Source organism: Salinivibrio sp. MA607 (assembly GCF_001996245.1).
GTDB lineage: Bacteria > Pseudomonadota > Gammaproteobacteria > Enterobacterales > Vibrionaceae > Salinivibrio > Salinivibrio costicola.
Genome location: NZ_MUFJ01000019.1, coordinates 15620 through 32748 on the forward strand (window position 1 = coordinate 15620; position 17129 = coordinate 32748).

Below are 17129 nucleotides of genomic sequence, written 5' to 3' on the forward strand. Positions count from 1 at the left end.
TTTAACCAACGCCTATTAAGCAACGCGCATTAACRATTGAAAGCGGTGGTGCGCGTCCGTCGTCAGTTTAAAACGCCCCCTAATGCCAAGCTGTGAAAGAAAAGGTCGAAAGCGAGACGCCGGGATTTGTAAGCGCAGCCCTTGGTCCGTGGTCACAACCACATTCGCTGCTGCACCACTGTAGTAATGCTGATACTCAGAATAGGCAATATAGACGCTAAAAAAGTACTCCATGGTTCACTTTTTAATCCGCTCATAAGTTTATTCGTTAAAAAGCCGCCCAACCAGGCGGCTTTTGAGGTTCACTTGTCGTACGTCTTGATTTTATCCCAACTTATTGGTTACTGCTCAAGTGTTTTTTCCACTTTTTCATACAAATCGTTCGCCAAGTTATCCATATCGGCGAGCTCTTGCAGTACATTACGCATTTGCTGTTGACGCGCTGAGTCGTAGTACGCCAGTTTCAATAGCGGATCAATCAAGCGCGACGCCACTTGCGGGTTAGACTGGTTTAACGTCACCAAGATCTCTTTTAAGAATCGATACCCTGCACCATCTTTAGCATGAAAACGTGCCGGGTTACGATTACAAAATGCGCCAATTAAACTCCGTATACGGTTAGGGTTTTTCAACGTAAATGCTGGGTGCGACATTTGCGCTTTTACTTGCTCTAACGCATTATCGGCTGGATTGGCGCCTTGCAGCATAAACCATTTATCCATCACCAACCCATCATGCTGCCACTGATCACTGAAGCCTTTCATCAGCGGCTCTCGGCAAGGCAATTGTGCACTGTTTGCTGCGCTCAGGGCTGCCATGGTATCTGTCATATTGTGCGCTTCTTGATAATGCTGCTCAACATAGCCATTGCCATTTTCTGTATGGGCCAAGTAACTCAAACAGGCATTACGCAAGGCACGCTCACCCATCGCTTTGTGTGTGATTTGATAATCCGTTTGTGCATACTGACGATACACAGCGGCAAGCTCATCCACCATATGATCAGCAAACTGCTGTTTAAACGCTGCCATCACTTGGTGAATAGCATCCACGTCGACCGTTTCAAACCAACCTGCTACCTCTGTCTCTGAAGGTAAATTGAGCACTTCAGCAATCAAGGCAGGATCGGTATTGTCACTCAGCAACACACCACGGAAGGCATCAACTACGGATAAGGGCACATCGATCGGTTGGTCATCTTGCACACGCGCTACATTCGCTTTGATATGCTTAGCCAGTAAGCTTTGGCCCGCATCCCAGCGCGCAAAGTCATTCCGAGCGTGCTGCAATAAGAACGCCAACTCATCGTCCTGATAATCATATTCAAGTTTAACCGGTGCTGAGAATTCGCGTAGTAGCGATAGGACCGGTTGCTCATCGATATGATCAAACAGATAGGTTTGCTCTGCTTGTGTGACCGCCAATACGTTAGAAACCGACTCTCCGTGACGCTGTAACTCAATCACACTGCCATCTTGACGGTACATTTCGATATCGAGCGGAATATACAGCGGCTGCTTTTCTTGCTGATCAGCCGTCGCCGGCGTGTGCTGTGCCACATGCAGCGCCAGTTGCTTGGTAGCCGCATCATAGGTGGATGAAACGGTCAGCACCGGTGTACCTGACTGGCTATACCACAGACGGAACTGGGTAAGATCAATGCCTGATGCCTCTTCCATCGCTTGGACGAAATCATCACAGGTCGATGCGGTACCATCATGGCGTTCAAAATACAGCTTCATCCCTTTTTGGAAAGCAGATTCACCGAGAATGGTATGCATCATACGAATGACTTCACTACCCTTTTCGTACACAGTTAGGGTATAGAAGTTATTCATCTCAATCACCTTTTCAGGGCGGATTGGATGAGACATAGGGCTTGCATCTTCAGCAAATTGCGGGCCACGCACGATACGTGCATTGCTGATGCGGTTGACGGAGCGCGACCCCAAGTCAGAAGAGAACTCTTGATCACGGAAAACCGTTAACCCTTCTTTGAGGCTAAGTTGAAACCAATCCCGACAGGTAACACGGTTGCCTGTCCAATTGTGGAAGTATTCGTGGCCAATCACCGCTTCAATACCCAGGTAATCGGTATCGGTTGCCGTCTCTGCATTGGCAAGCACATACTTGGAGTTAAAGATATTTAGGCCTTTGTTCTCCATCGCGCCCATATTGAAAAAGTCGACGGCAACAATCATGTAGATATCGAGATCGTATTCTAAGTCAAATCGCTCTTCGTCCCACTTCATGGCGTTTTTCAGTGACACCATGGCGTGGTCGGCACGATCTAAATTGCCTTTATCGACGAATATTTCTAACACGACATTGCGCCCTGAGCGCGTTTCAAACGTGTCTCGCAAGACATCAAAATCACCGCCCACCAAGGCGAATAGATAGCTTGGTTTGGCATGGGGATCGTGCCATTCAACCCAGTGACGGCCGTCATCAAGATCACCCGCCGCCATTTTATTACCGTTACTAAGCAAATAAGGGTACGTCGCTTTATCCGCAATCACTTTGGTGGTAAATCGCGCYAGTACATCAGGACGGTCTAAGTAGTAGGTGATACGACGGAAGCCTTCTGCTTCACACTGGGTACAATACGCACCGCCAGAAATGTATAACCCTTCTAACGCAGAGTTATTCTCCGGATCTAGCTGGGTTTGAATGATCAAAGTAAAGGCGGCGGGGACATCGCGAATAATCAATTTACCCGCTTCTTCGCTGTATGCCGTCCAGGTGTCACCATTAATATCCAGGCGCACCAGAGTCAGATCATCACCATCGAGTACGAGATCCGTCACGCGCTCATTAAGACGTTTTACCTGACTGACTGCTGTCACCAGGGTCTTATTCGGATCAAGATCGAACTCAAGATTGATATCCGTGATAGTAAAGTCCGGTGCGCGGTAGTCATCACGGTATTTGGCGGTAGGTTGTTGAGACATGTTATTTCCTTTTTATCGGGTGTACCTCAGCCAACGAATTGTATTCATTCGCCTTTAGGACGATGTGCATGCCATACCATACCGCGGCTGAGCAAAGATGACTATAGGTTTAACAGTTTGTTATCAAATGTTTGCGTTTACATTTAACGCGATGGCGACAAAGGATTAACGCCCGCTCAATGGGAGGCAGACAAAGACACGTCGCTGTACTAAAAACAAACGGCAGTGGTTAAAAGCGCAACAAAATGTCAACGAAGCCTGCCAATCCATGCGGAAATATAATGTGACGACGGTTAAATTTTTTGAAAATTACGGTACTATGAAGCCAATTTCGTTTTGTAACCCGTAAGGCGTTCCTCACGCATGCACAATCCGATCATCACATCGCTTTTGGATACTGATGCTTATAAACTGAATATGCAGCAGGCTGTCTTTCATCATTACCCTGACGTTCATGTCAGTGCGGACTTTTATTGCCGCAGTGATGAAAACCTTGCCTATCTGCGCGAACAGCTTATCGACCATATTCACCACATGGGGACACTCCGTTTCCAAGCGGACGAGATTGATTATCTCTCCTCGTTAGATTTGTATCAGGCTGATTTTCTCGCCTACCTCTCGCACTTCCAGCTCAACCCTCAACAGGTGACGGTGTCCATTGAAGAGGGGCAACTTGCTGTGCATATCGATGGGCCATGGTGTGACGTTATTCTGTGGGAAGTGCCACTGCTTGCGATTATCTGTGAGCTACGCAATCGCGCTTGCTATCCAGAATTGGGAGTCGCGGATGCCTTAGCGCGCCTTGACGACAAACTGGCACACTTACCGGCCGATGGCTACTCGGATGACTTCCATCTGGTTGATTTTGGTACGCGCCGTCGTTTTTCGCGCGATGTCCATCAGGCTATCGTCACGCGTTTACACGCCGTTTATCCACCGCTAAAGGGTACCTCGAATTGCTGGTTAGCAAAGCAGCTAGGGCTTCCTCCGGTTGGCACACAAGCGCATGAGTGGTTTCAAGCCCACCAACAACTGGCGGGCGATCTAGCAGATTCTCAACAGCTCGCGCTTAATGTATGGCTACGCGAGTATCCGAATAGTCTTGGGATCGCCCTTACCGACTGTATCAATATGGATGCCTTTTTGCGCGATCTTGATGCGTCTCTATCTCAGGCATTCAGTGGCTTACGTCACGACAGCGGCGATCCCATCATCTGGGGCGAAAAAGCCATTGCGCACTATCGCCACCACCATATCGATCCTAAAGATAAAACACTCGTTTTTTCAGATAGCTTGACACTGGCTAAAGCCATTCATATTTATCAACACTTTGCGGGTAAGGCGAGTACGTCGTTTGGGATTGGCACACAACTGACTTGTGATCTACCCAATGTGAAAACACTAAATGTGGTGATCAAGCTGACCAGCTGCCAAGGCAAACCCGTAGCCAAAATATCGGATGAACCGAACAAGGCGATTTGTAAGGACGAGGCGCATTTATCGGCGCTAAAGGCCGCATTTAATTTGTCGCCGTGAATCACGGATTGGGCCCGTAAAATGCCATGACGATAACCAACTTTTACGGGCTGAACGATTCTTGACACTGCTATTCTTGGCGTTGCCGTTGTAATACCGCTTCCATACCAAATACATCATTGGTTAATCGCAAAGTATCAGCGGCCAGTTGGTATTGCGACGAGTGACGCCCTTCTTTGTAAATCAACATTAAGTGATCCCCCTCGACCAAATAGACGCCTCGATGGGTCACTGAACGGCCACTATCGCCTCTTACTTGCATCGCAAACAAAAAGTCTGGGCGCAACTTTAGCGACACACCGTCTACGTCTTCGCTAACATCATCACCTTCAATACTGTTTGAACGCCACAAACCACTCAGGTTGTCTGGAAGCAACTTCGTAAAGATAGCCCCCTGTAATTGCAACTGGTGATGATTCAATTGATAAGCATGTACCTGATCCGTGCCATTCTCATCATAAAGCCTCAGTGTTTGCTGAGTAACGCTATATTGGCCGGCCGCTGTTTCCAGCTTTCCGTTACGACGTAACATATCGATACGAAATTCATAGTGGGAGTTAAAGGAGATATTAATTGCTTTATAAGGATGGGGGGGTGATGTTTCGCTTGCTTCACTAAACCAGTACCATTGCCCCAGCAGTAAAGGAACGTCAAAGCGCCCTAAATCCTCGCTATGCACTGGCCATGCCATAAACATGGCAAGTGTGATCCCGTAGAAATAACGCATACCTTCCCCCTACTGATGGTGATGCCTTATTACTAAGATTAGACCTAGTTCTCATTTTGAGTGAAAAAAAGCCCAGGTCGGATGACCCAGGCTTATCGTGATCACAGTCGTGTCTTTTTCGGGCGCACTACTCGTTAAGAGATGRCTTGTTAAGCGATGTCGTGAGATTAACCAGATCTCGCGTAATACTGGCGGCTTCGTCTAGGTAGGCATCGGGCTCTTCATACTCTTTAGGTACATCATCGAGTGACTTGAAGCGAGGCTCACCCATGGCTTCTTGACGTGCATTTAAACGCGCTAAGCGGTCTGCATCTTCGTCATCTATCTCTTGACGTCGTACTTTCTCATTTAAAGACAAGGTATTGTCGTCCTTCTCTTTTTGATAGCGCGCGATATCTTGACGAATAAAACCGAACTCTCGATCGTCAGCAATCCTTGCTTGATGACGTTGCGCGAGGGTATCAATCACTGATTCAGGCAAAGACTGTGCCTGATAATCCGCTTTTTCAATACGATCCCAAGGCAATGCATTGTCTTCCATACTTTCACCGGTTTCATCAGGCGATACAGGCGATGGAAACGCAATGTCAGGTACGACACCTTTATTTTGGGTACTGCCGCCACTGATGCGATAAAACTTTTGGATTGTATATTGCACGTAACCCAGTGGGTTATCGAACAAATCGTAAATATGGTTGAGCGAACGATGCTGTTGCACTGTTCCTTTACCAAACGATTGTTCGCCAATCACTACCGCTCGATCATAATCCTGCATGGCAGCGGCAAAAATTTCTGACGCAGAGGCACTATAGCGATTTATCAGCACGGTCATTGGGCCATCGTAATAGCTTTTGCCATCACTGTCGGCGTTGACTTTCACTCGACCGTAGCTGTCTCTTACTTGCACAATCGGGCCTTTGTCGATGAACAAACCACTGAGCGCCGTTGCTTCACTCAGCGCCCCGCCACCGTTATTACGTAAATCGACAACGATGCCACTGACATCTTTCTCTTGTAACTTTGCCAATTCTTTTTTGGTGTCATCGGCTAAGCCGACATAAAACCCCGGTACCGTGAGTACACCAATTTTATCTTCGCCGCGCGCGATCACTTCCGACTTCACCGCACGATCTTCAAGACGAATTTTATCGCGGGTTAACGTGACGTTGTAACTTTTAGCATTAGCGCCCTCAGGAAGAATTTTGAGTTGAACCTCGCTCCCTTTCGGGCCTTTGATCAGTTCCACCACGTCATCCAGACGCCAGCCAATAACGTCGACAACCGATTCGTCTTCCTGGCCAACACCAATAATGCGGTCACCTGGTGACAACTGCTTTGACTTGGACGCAGGGCCACCAGCAACCAGAGAACGAATGACGGTATATTCGTTTTTGACCTGTAAAACGGCACCGATCCCTTCAAGAGACAGGTTCATTTCCGATTGAAATTGTTCGGCATTACGGGGAGATAAGTAGCTCGTATGCGGATCAACCTCACGGGCGAAGGCGTTCATGTAGACTTGAAACACATCTTCACTATGGCTTTGTGTGAGGCGTTTTAACGCACTGTTATACCGTTTCCCTAGGGTGTCGCGGATCGCATCATCCTCTTTCCCCGTGAGGCGTAAGTTCAATGCGTCATTTTTGACTCGCTTGTCCCAAATCGCATCAAGCTCCGCTTGATTTGCCGCCCATGGTCGCTCAGTACGATCCAGTACCATGCTCTCATCTGCGGAAAAATCAAACGGTTTATCGAGTACTTTTAAAGCGTACTGATAGCGTTCAAAGCGCTTTTTGAGAACCCGGTTATAAATCGCATACGCGGCTTCTGTTTCACCCGCCTTTAATTGGTCATCTAAACGATCTTCCCAACGCGATAGCGTGTCGACATCATCCTGAGTCAAAAAGACACGGTTATAGTCCAGCGTTTCAAGGTAGCGTTTAAAAATAGCCGCTGAGAACGCGTCATCGAGCGTAAACTGCTTGTAGTGCGATCGGGTAAAACGAGAGGTTACCCGCTTAGAAGCGGTTTCGTGTTGAGGTTCAGCAGAGAGTGAAGGTAACTCACTGAGTTGAAAATCGGCCTCTACGGCCTGGGCAGATGCTGCCAGCATGAGGCTGGCAGCAATCGCCGAAACGCGGCGTCGACAAAACATGCGTCGAGGAGTCTCCTTTAGGCGCTGAGGTGCTCCGCTTTTACTAACATGGTTAATCCGTTAGTTAGGCGAACCCGCACCTCATCCTTATTAATTTCAACAATGGTCGCAGGTAAATTACCATTGCCCATGTTCACATTTACGTCTTTGCCTACGACAACGTCGTTGGCGCTGAGTTCGCGACGTGGCTCACTCTCTTTCTTAGTCATTTTAGCGGGCTTTGGTTTACTTGTACGGCCTTTTGCCGATTGCGCTGCCGCTTTTTTGCCTTTGGCTGGCGCTTTTTCACCGTTTTTCGCCTGAGACTCCGCTTTTTTCGCCTGTTGTTGCTTACGACGCTCAGCGGCCCGTGCTTTACTTTCTGCTAGAGCCTGAGCCGCATGATCAATATGCTCTTGCTCTAACTCGCCGCACGCATTGCCATCTAAATCGACGCGTGACGCACCGGGTTTCACGCTGTGCAGATAACGCCAGGAAGACGTGTACTGACGAAGCGCGGCGCGCAATTGGGTTTTGCTTACCTTGGGATCGCCGTCAAGACGAGTCGCAAGATCTTGAAAAATACCAATTTTTAATGGCTTGGCTTCGCCTTCAACAGTAAAACATTTAGGGAAACGTTCAGCAATATAGGCAATGACTTCTTTGCTGTTCGCGAGCTTTTCAGTATTTTCCATGTTTTTTCCTGGCCTGCTGCAGCAAAACTGCAGCAGCGTATCTACGTGTATTTAAGTATGAAAGTGGTGCGTATTATAGATACCTGATATTAAAAAACTACCAAGATTGGCGAAATCATAAGTGTTTTTGCATTTCTTTGACCAAGGTAGCCAGTCCATGCTCATCTTCTTGGTCAAATCGACCGATACTTGGACTATCAATATCGAGTACCGCATGCCGTTGTCCGTTGACGTGCACTGGCAGAACAATTTCAGCGTTACTGGCGGCATCACAGGCGATATGTCCTTCAAAAGCATGGACATCTTTAACTCGCATGACAATATCTTGTCGATAAGCCGCACCGCATACACCTTTATCAAAAGGAATACGAACACACGCGGGTTGGCCTTGAAATGGTCCAAGCACTAACTCGTCACCGTCATCAAGATAAAATCCCACCCAGTTGATATCGTCAAGTTGGCTATTTAGCAAGGCGCTCACATTAGCAAGCTTAGCGATAAGGTTAGGCTCACCTTCACATAAAGCCACCGCTTGTTGCGTTAACAAACGATAAAAATCCGCTTTGTTTTCCATAAATCACTGCATCTCAATCAACAAGACCATTACAATAGAAAGAATCTAAAGACATTTCAATTGAGTATCTTGATTTATGATCACTTGGCGCTGGCTTCTTGACCAAGCACGACCTCATCGAACGCGGCTAATCTGGGCAAACGTGGTCGCCATTGCTGCCACGCTCATCAGTGTGCCAATTCCGCTATTGATGCCATTATTGGTCGACGAGGTGCTACTCGACAAACCCGATTGGGGGCTGTCGGTACTTAACACAATACTGCCACAAAGCTGGCAACAGGCTGCGTACTATATCGCTGCCGTCTTAGTGATCGTGGTATTGATGCGCACTATCAGCCAAGGGTTGAACATCTTACAAGGTCGCCAATTTACGCTGGTGGGTAAAGCCATCACCTATAAAATCCGTCAGCACCTGATTGCAAAACTCGGCCGTATCAGCATGCGAGAGTACGAACTTCGTGGCAGTGGCGGGCTGACTTCTCACCTTGTCACCGATGTGGAAACCATCGATAAGTTTATCGGGACCACGCTGAGTAAATTTATTATCGGGATCCTCACTGTCACCGGGACAGCGGTGGTTTTGCTTTGGATTGACTGGCGATTAGGCTTGTTTATCTTATTGATTAATCCCATTGTGGTGGCGCTGAGTCGTGCCCTCGGCCAACGCGTAAAACACCTTAAAACGCGCGAAAACCGAGCCTTTGAACAGTTCCAACAGCGACTGGTCGATACCCTAGACGGATTATATCAACTTCGCGCCGCTAACCGAGAGCGGACCTATTTAAAGCAACTTGATGACAGTGCAAATGATATTAAAGTGAGCGCCGATAAATACGCGTGGCAATCTGAGGCGGCGGGTCGTCTTTCGTTCTTAATGTTTTTAGTCGGCTTTGAACTCTTTCGCGCGGTCGCGATGGGCATGGTCTTTTTTAGTGATCTTTCTATCGGCTTGATGTTTGCCGTGTTTGGCTATCTATGGTTTATGCTCGGGCCAGTTCAAGAGCTACTCGGGATCCAGTTTGCGTGGTATAGCGCCAAAGCAGCGATGACTCGGATTAACGAGGTCTTGCAATTACCCGAAGAAACTCGGCGTCCAGAGGGGATCGATCCAGGCGAGCTCGTTTCAGGGAGGGAGAACCCGCAAGCAATCGATGTTGAGATAGATAATCTTCACTTTGCGTATGATGATGACAAAGCGGTTCTCGATGGTCTCACCATGCAGATCCCGGCCGGACAACGCGTGGCCCTCGTCGGCGCAAGTGGGGGCGGCAAATCAACCCTCATTCAGCTGTTGTTAGGGCTCTACCCTGTAGAACAGGGTGATATTCGCTTTAATGGCCATTCCATTCATGACATCAATATGGATGCGCTTCGTCATCAAATTGCCGTGGTATTGCAACAGCCCATACTGTTTAATGATACCTTAAGAAATAATTTAAGTCTGGGGCGTGAGTTTGATGATGCGACGCTCTGGCAAGCGTTGGAGCGCGCACAGCTGGGCGATGTCGTGAATCAGCTGACTCAAGGCTTAGAGACCCCACTGGGACGCCAAGGGGTGCGCTTATCTGGCGGTCAGCGCCAGCGTGTTGCAATTGCGCGTATGCTGCTCGGCGACCCTAAACTGGTGATTTTAGATGAAGCCACGTCGGCACTCGATACCGCCACTGAACGCGCACTGCATCAAGCAATGCAAACCTTTTTAGCCGGTCGTACGACACTGATTGTTGCACATCGGCTGTCAGCGGTTAAAGAAGCCGATCTGATTTATGTGCTCGATGAAGGTCAGGTCAGTCAACAAGGGACACACACCGAACTGGTGAATGCACCCGGTGTTTATCAAACCTTATATGGACAACTCCAACAGGTAGCAGGGAAATAATCGTGAGAACGCAACCACCAGACAACACCCTGTCGGCATCTTATCCAAGTCAAATAAGGTGCCCGGGTTGTGATCGGGTGCTACAAGGCTGTCAAACGGGTTATGACCATCTTGCCATTTGCCCACGCTGCGCGACCAAACTCGCACAGGGTCGACGCTTATCATTTAATAGTGAAATAGCGTTAACCTTGACGATACTTATCCTTTTCTTGCCAGCCCATCTCCAACCTTTGCTATCGATAGATTTATTAGGCTCAACGATCAACGTCTCCTTATTGACTGGTGCTGCGCGCCTTTGGTCCGACTTTCCTTTTGTGGCTGCGCTCGTGGTGATTTGTGCCTCTCTAGGGCCACTTATCTTTACCAGCGCTTTACTCACTTTACACCTTGCACGACGACGTCAAGCGATTCGGTGCTTTCGTCTTGCGGTCAAGGTAGTTGACCATAGTCGTCATTGGGTCATGGCGGATGTTTTGATGGTCAGTTTGGCCATCGCTTGTTTTAAAATTCAAGACTATGCCTCCCTGCATTTCTCCATCGGCCTCGCCTGTTACGCGGTTATCCAGATCTTGCTCTCTGTGCTGCTGGTCAGAGTGAATACACAAAGATACTGGGATACATTTTCTTTAGCTGCGACACCATCGGATAACACGTCCACACTCATTCGTTGTGGTCACTGTGGCTTAACACAGACCGCAGACCAAGGTGCGTGCCAGCGCTGCCACCAGCCTCTTTATCGGCGTGTCATTCGCAGTGAGCAAAAGACATGGGCATGTTTGATCACAGCCAGTATTTTTTTGTTTCCAGCCAACGTGTATCCGATCTCAATTTTATTTTCTAACGGTATTCGGCTTGAAGACACCATCTTCTCTGGGGTGGCGAGCTTAATCAATAATGGCATGCCTGGTATTGCCGTGATCATTTTCACCGCCAGCATCATCGTTCCAGTGGCCAAGATCTTGGGGCTAGGATTAATACTAATCAGTTTTCGGCGCCGCACTGCCATTACACCTCGTCAGCATATGTGGCTATATCGTGGGGTTAAGTGGATCGGAAAATGGTCAATGATGGACTTATTCGTCATTGCATTTATGGTGGCATTAATTGATCGTGGTCGCATTATGGACTTTACCCCCGGGCCGGGCGCCATCGCGTTTGGCATTGTCGTGGTATTAACCATGCTCGCCACCGAATTTCTTGATACGCGTTTGATATGGGATCATCATGAGCGACAAACAAGACCTACCCTCACCGATAATTAAAACCACCTATGGCCTGTCTCCACTATGGATACTCCCTATACTGGCGCTAGGTTTAGCCGCATGGTTGGTGTTTCAGTCAATCAATGAAGCCGGGCAACGGATCCAGATCCTTTTTAGTGATGCACAAGGATTAGAAGCTGGGCGGACCATTATACGCTATCAAGGGCTGGAGGTCGGCAAGGTGCGCAATATTACCTTGGCTGACGATCTTGATGGTATTTATGTCGATGCCAATATCTATCCAGAAGCCACACAGCTTTTAACTTCCGGGACCGAATTTTGGCTGGTCAAGCCTCGCGCCTCCATCACTGGGATCAGTGGCTTAGAAACCTTAGTATCCGGTAACTACATTGCTTTGCAGCCAGGAAAAGGTGAGCCTCGCCTGACATTTACCGCACGCGACGAGCCACCGACAGATATGGCCGAAAAGGCGGGGACGACGGTGAAACTGCGAGCACCGACCCTGGGTTCTCTTAATGTCGGCTCTCCCCTTTATTACCGTAAAATTCAAGTCGGCGAGGTTTATAGCTATCGGCTCGACAGTGACGCGCAAGGCGTGACGCTCTCGGCGTTGATTGAACCCCAATTCGCACACTTACTAAAAGAGCAGACACGTTTCTGGTCGGTCAGTGGGCTTAAAACACGAATCGATGCTTCTGGCGTTGAACTCGAATTAGATAGCGTGGCAAGTTTAATTGCGGGAGGCATTGCGTTCGACTCTCCCGATAACAGCCCTCGTTCGGATGCGAATCAGCCATTTCAATTGTATTCGAGTCTCGCGCATGCCGCGCGGGGGCAAACATTAAACATCTCTTTACCCGCTGATCACGGTCTGCCGGGCCGAGGCACACGGATCACCTACCAAGGATTAGAAGTGGGTGAAATTACGCGTATTGAGATCACAGACAATTATCCTGGTCCTATCGCCACCGCCAAACTCGATCCCAGTATGACCTGGCTACTGAACAAAGACACGCGTATAAAAATCGAGCAACCACAAATTGGCTTTGATGGCTTGAAAAACATCGGTAACCTCGTACTTGGCAATTATTTATCGATTGAGCCAGGTTCTGCGGACGCAGATTCCGTTACATCGGACCATCTATTCACCGCTGCCAACCGCCATCAACAACGTAAACAACAAGACAATGCCTTAACCGTCACCCTGACCGCAGACGATGCCTATGGTCTCTCTCAACATACAAAAGTGTTACACCGCGGCATAGAGGTCGGCTTTATTGACCATATCGGCTTCAATGCAAGTGACAATGTCACGATAGATGTGGTGATCGACCCGCAATATCGTCACCTCGTCAAACAAGCATCGCAATTTTTCATCCTTGGCGGCATTACTGGTGAGCTAACGGGTAAAGGGCTCGACGTGGTTGTGCCTGCAATGGAACAAATTGCCGATCCGGCGCTTAGCTTCACCAGCGAGGGGGCGAAAGGCGCCAACGATACCTATCCGCTTTACACGTCATCCATTCAAGCAAAACATGCCAACCAAAGCGCACAAGGCCAAACGCGCTTTACGCTTGTCGCTGACCGCTTACCCAGTATCAGTGAAGGTAGCCCCGTGATGTATCGTAACTTTATTGTCGGTCAAGTGGAGGGTTACCAATTAAACGGTCAGAGCGTCACCATCGCCATCGCTGTCAATAACCGCTACAAGCACTTAATTCATCGCAATACAGTGTTTTGGAACCAATCCGGACTGGATATCAAAGCCAATTTACGTGGCGTTGAAATTAATACAGGCTCGGTCCGTTCGCTACTCAATGGTGGCATCGCGTTTGGCGACATGCCGGGGATCAGTAATCAACGCAACGGAGAGTGGAAGCTCTACCCTTCCAAACAAGACGCAGCCCAATATGGTGTTGATATTATGCTGACAGTCGACCAAGCCAATGGGGTAAAAGTAGGCAGTGCGATTCGCTATCAAGGCGTCGATGTGGGTGAAGTGATCGACATGTCGCCAGATTTCAGCCAGGAGAAGGTGCGTATACACGCAAGGCTCTACCCGAAATATAAACGCGCATTGGCGCGTCAAGGAAGTTACTTTTGGTTGACGCAACCCGTACTAAGTCTGACCAAGACAGAAAACTTAGACTCCTTATTTGGAACTTATATCTCCGTCGAGCCCGGCCAAGGTGAGTTTTCCCAGCAGTTTGTCCTGCATGAGACGCCAAAGTATCCGCAAGGACTCACTTTGATATTAGAAAGCGATGCGCRCCATTCAGTGACCCGAGGTACGCCTGTGTTGTATCGAGAAATAGAAGTAGGCACTGTCGCTAAAGTAACACTGGGTGAACTCGCTGATCGCGTTTTATTCGAGTTACACATTGCTCCCGACTATGCCTATTTAGTACGCGAGAACTCTGTATTTTGGAATCAATCAGGCGTAGATGTCTCGATAGGATTAACCGGTGCCGATTTAAAAAGCGGTACCATTGATAGTTTGCTAAAAGGCGGGATTGCTTTCTCAACCCCTGAGGACAAGCCGCTTCAGCCTATCGCTCAGGATCAACAGCATTTTTTACTCCATGATGAAGGGAAAACCGCATGGAAAGCGTGGCGGACAAGGATTCCCAAGCGATGATCCCCAGGGTATCGCGCGTCTGTCGCGATACCCTTTTATCTACATTTCCACGCCCGCATTATTTTCTTCACGCGCTGGAAAACCACTAATGATAGACTACACTATAGGAAACAAAGTTAAATTGGCATCGGGCTCCAATGAGCCTTTTCCCTAAGCCCGGAACAGGACGTACCGGGCATTTTTTTGTCATGTTAATCGAACTTAGTTAAGTAAATGCCATCGTGTTCGATCCGGATTTGTCGCTGCTTATACAAGCCCCCCAGTGTCTTTTTAAAGGTCGCCTTGCTCGTACGAAACAAAGCAAAAATAGCATCAGGCGAACTTTTATCATTCAGCGGTAAGAAGCCGTCTTTGTTTTCCAGCGTACGTAAGATTTTATCGCCTAACTCATCGACCCGGGCTTTACCTGGTTTTTGTAGCGATAAATCCATTTTGCCATCGTCGCGTACATGTTTGACGTAGGCGCTGAGTTTTTTGCCAATAAACAACTTACCAAACGCTTCAGCGCGATAAATCAGTCCCCAGTGTTGATTGTCGACCACACACTTATAGCCCAGATCGGTGTTATCCGTGATCAGTACCGTGACTTTATCTCCCTGTTGCATTTTGGGCTGTGCGTCGCTAATAAACTTGTTAAATTTACGACTCGCCACAATGCGCCCTGATGCATTGTCAGTATAAACGCGCACAACATACGGTTTGCCCTCTTCCATACGCGTGCGTTGCTCACTAAATGGCACCAGCAAGTCTTTACTCAACCCCCAGTCAACAAACGCGCCCACTGAGTTCACCCCAACACAACGCAAGGATGCAAACTCACCCACTTGCACATAAGGCGTTTCGGTGGTCGCTATGATGTCATCTTCAGAATCGAAATAAATAAACACATCAAGGTCGTCGCCAAGCTGAGTATTCTGCGGTACATAACGCTTGGGGAGGAGAATATTGCCGTAGTCATCTCCATCCAGAAACACCCCAAAGTCTACCTGTTTGACCACAGTAAGCGTATTAAATTGGCCTAGTTTAATCATTGTCTCAACACGATAAAAAATAATGCCCCCAAGTATACGCAATTTGCACGTAAGATGCGTTGTTGATCCGACGCGTCGCAGAAAAAATACCCTTACTTTCTGTCTCTTGTTAGTCGTCGTAACCCTGTTAGGCTGGCTAAAGCAAATAAGGGGGAAACATGGCAGTATTTAATGGCGAACACATTCGGTTTAGTTTTAGCCTGTTGGGCAGCGCATTCGGTAAGTCCGTTACACCAACGCCGCTAGATAACGGGCGAATTTTAACCTATGACGCCACCTTGGCGGAAAAACTCGGCTTAACCGATGCAGACATCAAAAGCGATACCTTTCGCGCGTTATTATCGGCAGAGCAACCCTTGGCCGGCCGCACGCCTTTTGCCATGAAATACACGGGGCACCAGTTTGGTCAATACAATCCAGCGCTCGGTGATGGGCGTGGCGTATTACTGGGCGAGTGGCGTGATAACAGCGGCACACTGTGGGATTGGCATCTAAAAGGGGCAGGTAAAACACCTTACAGTCGCCATGGTGATGGTCGGGCCGTGCTACGATCAACGCTCCGTGAATACTTAGCCAGTGCAGCAATGCGCGGACTTGGCATCCCAACCACGCACGCTCTCGCCATGGCCACGAGCGACACGCCTGTCATGCGTGAGCGAATGGAAACAGCAGCAACGTTATTGCGGGTGACAGAAAGCCATGTCCGTTTTGGTCATTTTGAGTATTTATTTTTTAGCCAACAACATGACGCGCTGCGTACACTGGCCGACTATGTAATTGCGCGTCATTTCCCTGAACTTGCCAAAGCCGAGCAACCGTATGCGGCATTGCTGCAAGAAATTGTCGAGCGCACCGCTGGAATGATCGCTCAATGGCAAGCCGTTGGTTTTAACCATGGCGTGATGAATACCGACAATATGTCGATCCTGGGCCAAACCTTTGACTATGGCCCCTACGCATTTTTAGATGATTTCAATCCCAGCAATATTTGCAATCACACGGATCACACCGGACGCTACGCCTTCAATCAACAACCCGCCATTGGACTTTGGAACCTCTCCGCATTGGGTTACGCATTCACGCCACTGCTCGACAGTGCGGTGATCAACGACATTCTTGGCGGCTATGAACATCATTTGCAAGTGGCATATAGCAAAGCAATGCGTGATAAATTGGGCTTACCGGACGCACAGCAGGGTGATAGCCATTTATTTAATGCGCTCTTTTCATTGCTTGAGAGCGAAGGTGTCGATTATACCCTTTTCTTTCGCCGGCTCAGCGAGATTGAAAACGATGCCCTACTCACCGCACCAAGCCTCAGTCAGTTTTCAGACATGATTGCCGATACCGACAGCTTGAGTGAATGGCTAAGCGATTACCATCAACGTATCCATCATCTTGATTCGCTTGAACGACTAAACCGTATGCGAGCAACAAACCCTGGATTTATTTTGCGTAACTCTCTGGCTCAGCAAGCCATTGATGCCGCAGAACAAGGTAACATGCAACCTACGCACGATCTGATCACTGTATTAGCCGCTCCCTTTGATGCACATCCGGCATTGGCCCATCTAGCACAACGGCCCGCGGAAGAAGACAAAGATCTCACCTTGAGTTGTTCATCCTAGTGCTGAGTATTAAACACACAGATTGATCAAGGGATTGAGTGACAGGGTAACATAATAACCTTCATTCAATCCGTCAATCATCGTCACGCGTAACCTGTTGGTAGGCGTGACAC

At 48.4% G+C, this 17129-nt stretch carries 12 protein-coding genes; 5 read left to right on the forward strand and 7 right to left on the reverse strand.

All coding sequences use genetic code 11. The annotated features are described in order from the left end of the window. Nucleotides 1–15 precede the first annotated feature (15 nt). Together BZG81_RS10175 and pepN are read right to left on the reverse strand one after the other, a co-directional pair. The gene (locus tag BZG81_RS10175; RefSeq protein WP_077677287.1) at nucleotides 16–234 is read right to left on the reverse strand and encodes a DUF2835 domain-containing protein; all 219 of its coding nucleotides are present in this window, start codon (nucleotides 232–234) and stop codon (nucleotides 16–18) included. 107 nt (nucleotides 235–341) lie between these two features. Then, a complete protein-coding gene (gene pepN, locus BZG81_RS10180) occupies nucleotides 342–2951 on the reverse strand; it encodes an aminopeptidase N (protein ID WP_077677288.1) in 2610 nt (869 codons plus the stop codon). Between the two features lie 363 nt (nucleotides 2952–3314). Here pepN and pncB point away from each other — a divergent pair, with 363 nt between their 5' ends. After that, nucleotides 3315–4487, forward strand: coding sequence for a nicotinate phosphoribosyltransferase (gene pncB / locus BZG81_RS10185; protein ID WP_077669081.1), 1173 nt, complete (start codon nucleotides 3315–3317; stop codon nucleotides 4485–4487). Nucleotides 4488–4557: 70 nt separating this feature from the next. Here the strand turns inward: pncB and BZG81_RS10190 are convergent, their stop codons facing one another. The 4 genes from BZG81_RS10190 to BZG81_RS10205 all read right to left on the reverse strand — a co-directional run bounded on the left by BZG81_RS10190 (nucleotide 4558) and on the right by BZG81_RS10205 (nucleotide 8617). After that, nucleotides 4558–5214, reverse strand: a complete 657-nt coding sequence (locus BZG81_RS10190) for a hypothetical protein (RefSeq protein ID WP_077677289.1) — start codon at nucleotides 5212–5214, stop codon at nucleotides 4558–4560. Between the two features lie 127 nt (nucleotides 5215–5341). Further along, a complete protein-coding gene (gene prc / locus BZG81_RS10195) occupies nucleotides 5342–7369 on the reverse strand; it encodes a carboxy terminal-processing peptidase (RefSeq protein ID WP_077677290.1) in 2028 nt (675 codons plus the stop codon). A 17-nt stretch (nucleotides 7370–7386) separates the two neighbouring features. Continuing rightward, nucleotides 7387–8043, reverse strand: coding sequence for an RNA chaperone ProQ (gene proQ / locus BZG81_RS10200; protein ID WP_021023230.1), 657 nt, complete (start codon nucleotides 8041–8043; stop codon nucleotides 7387–7389). A gap of 115 nt (nucleotides 8044–8158) precedes the next feature. Continuing rightward, on the reverse strand, nucleotides 8159–8617 hold the full coding sequence (locus tag BZG81_RS10205; protein WP_077669079.1) for a GAF domain-containing protein: 459 nt from the start codon (nucleotides 8615–8617) through the stop codon (nucleotides 8159–8161). A gap of 76 nt (nucleotides 8618–8693) precedes the next feature. On the opposite strand from BZG81_RS10205, the gene BZG81_RS10210 reads away from it, so the two are divergent. Genes BZG81_RS10210 through BZG81_RS10220 form a run of 3 tightly spaced genes read left to right on the forward strand, consistent with a single transcriptional unit; the run spans nucleotide 8694 to nucleotide 14357 of the window. After that, complete coding sequence (locus tag BZG81_RS10210; RefSeq protein ID WP_077677291.1) at nucleotides 8694–10496, forward strand: ABC transporter ATP-binding protein; 1803 nt, start codon at nucleotides 8694–8696, stop codon at nucleotides 10494–10496. 2 nt (nucleotides 10497–10498) lie between these two features. Further along, nucleotides 10499–11758: a paraquat-inducible protein A gene (locus BZG81_RS10215; RefSeq protein WP_158011840.1), complete on the forward strand. Its 1260-nt coding sequence runs from the start codon at nucleotides 10499–10501 to the stop codon at nucleotides 11756–11758. Then, nucleotides 11721–14357, forward strand: coding sequence for a PqiB family protein (locus BZG81_RS10220; protein ID WP_077677292.1), 2637 nt, complete (start codon nucleotides 11721–11723; stop codon nucleotides 14355–14357). The genes BZG81_RS10215 and BZG81_RS10220 overlap by 38 nt, the downstream gene beginning before the upstream one ends. Before the next feature lie 191 nt (nucleotides 14358–14548). On the opposite strand, the gene BZG81_RS10225 is transcribed toward BZG81_RS10220, so the two are convergent. After that, nucleotides 14549–15388 (reverse strand): CvfB family protein, encoded by an 840-nt coding sequence (locus BZG81_RS10225; protein ID WP_077669076.1) that lies wholly within the window; start codon nucleotides 15386–15388, stop codon nucleotides 14549–14551. A gap of 158 nt (nucleotides 15389–15546) precedes the next feature. Between BZG81_RS10225 and BZG81_RS10230 the strand changes: the two genes are divergently transcribed. Then, entirely contained in the window at nucleotides 15547–17016 is a 1470-nt protein-coding gene (locus BZG81_RS10230; protein ID WP_077677293.1) for a protein adenylyltransferase SelO, read from the forward strand. Nucleotides 17017–17129 lie beyond the last annotated feature (113 nt).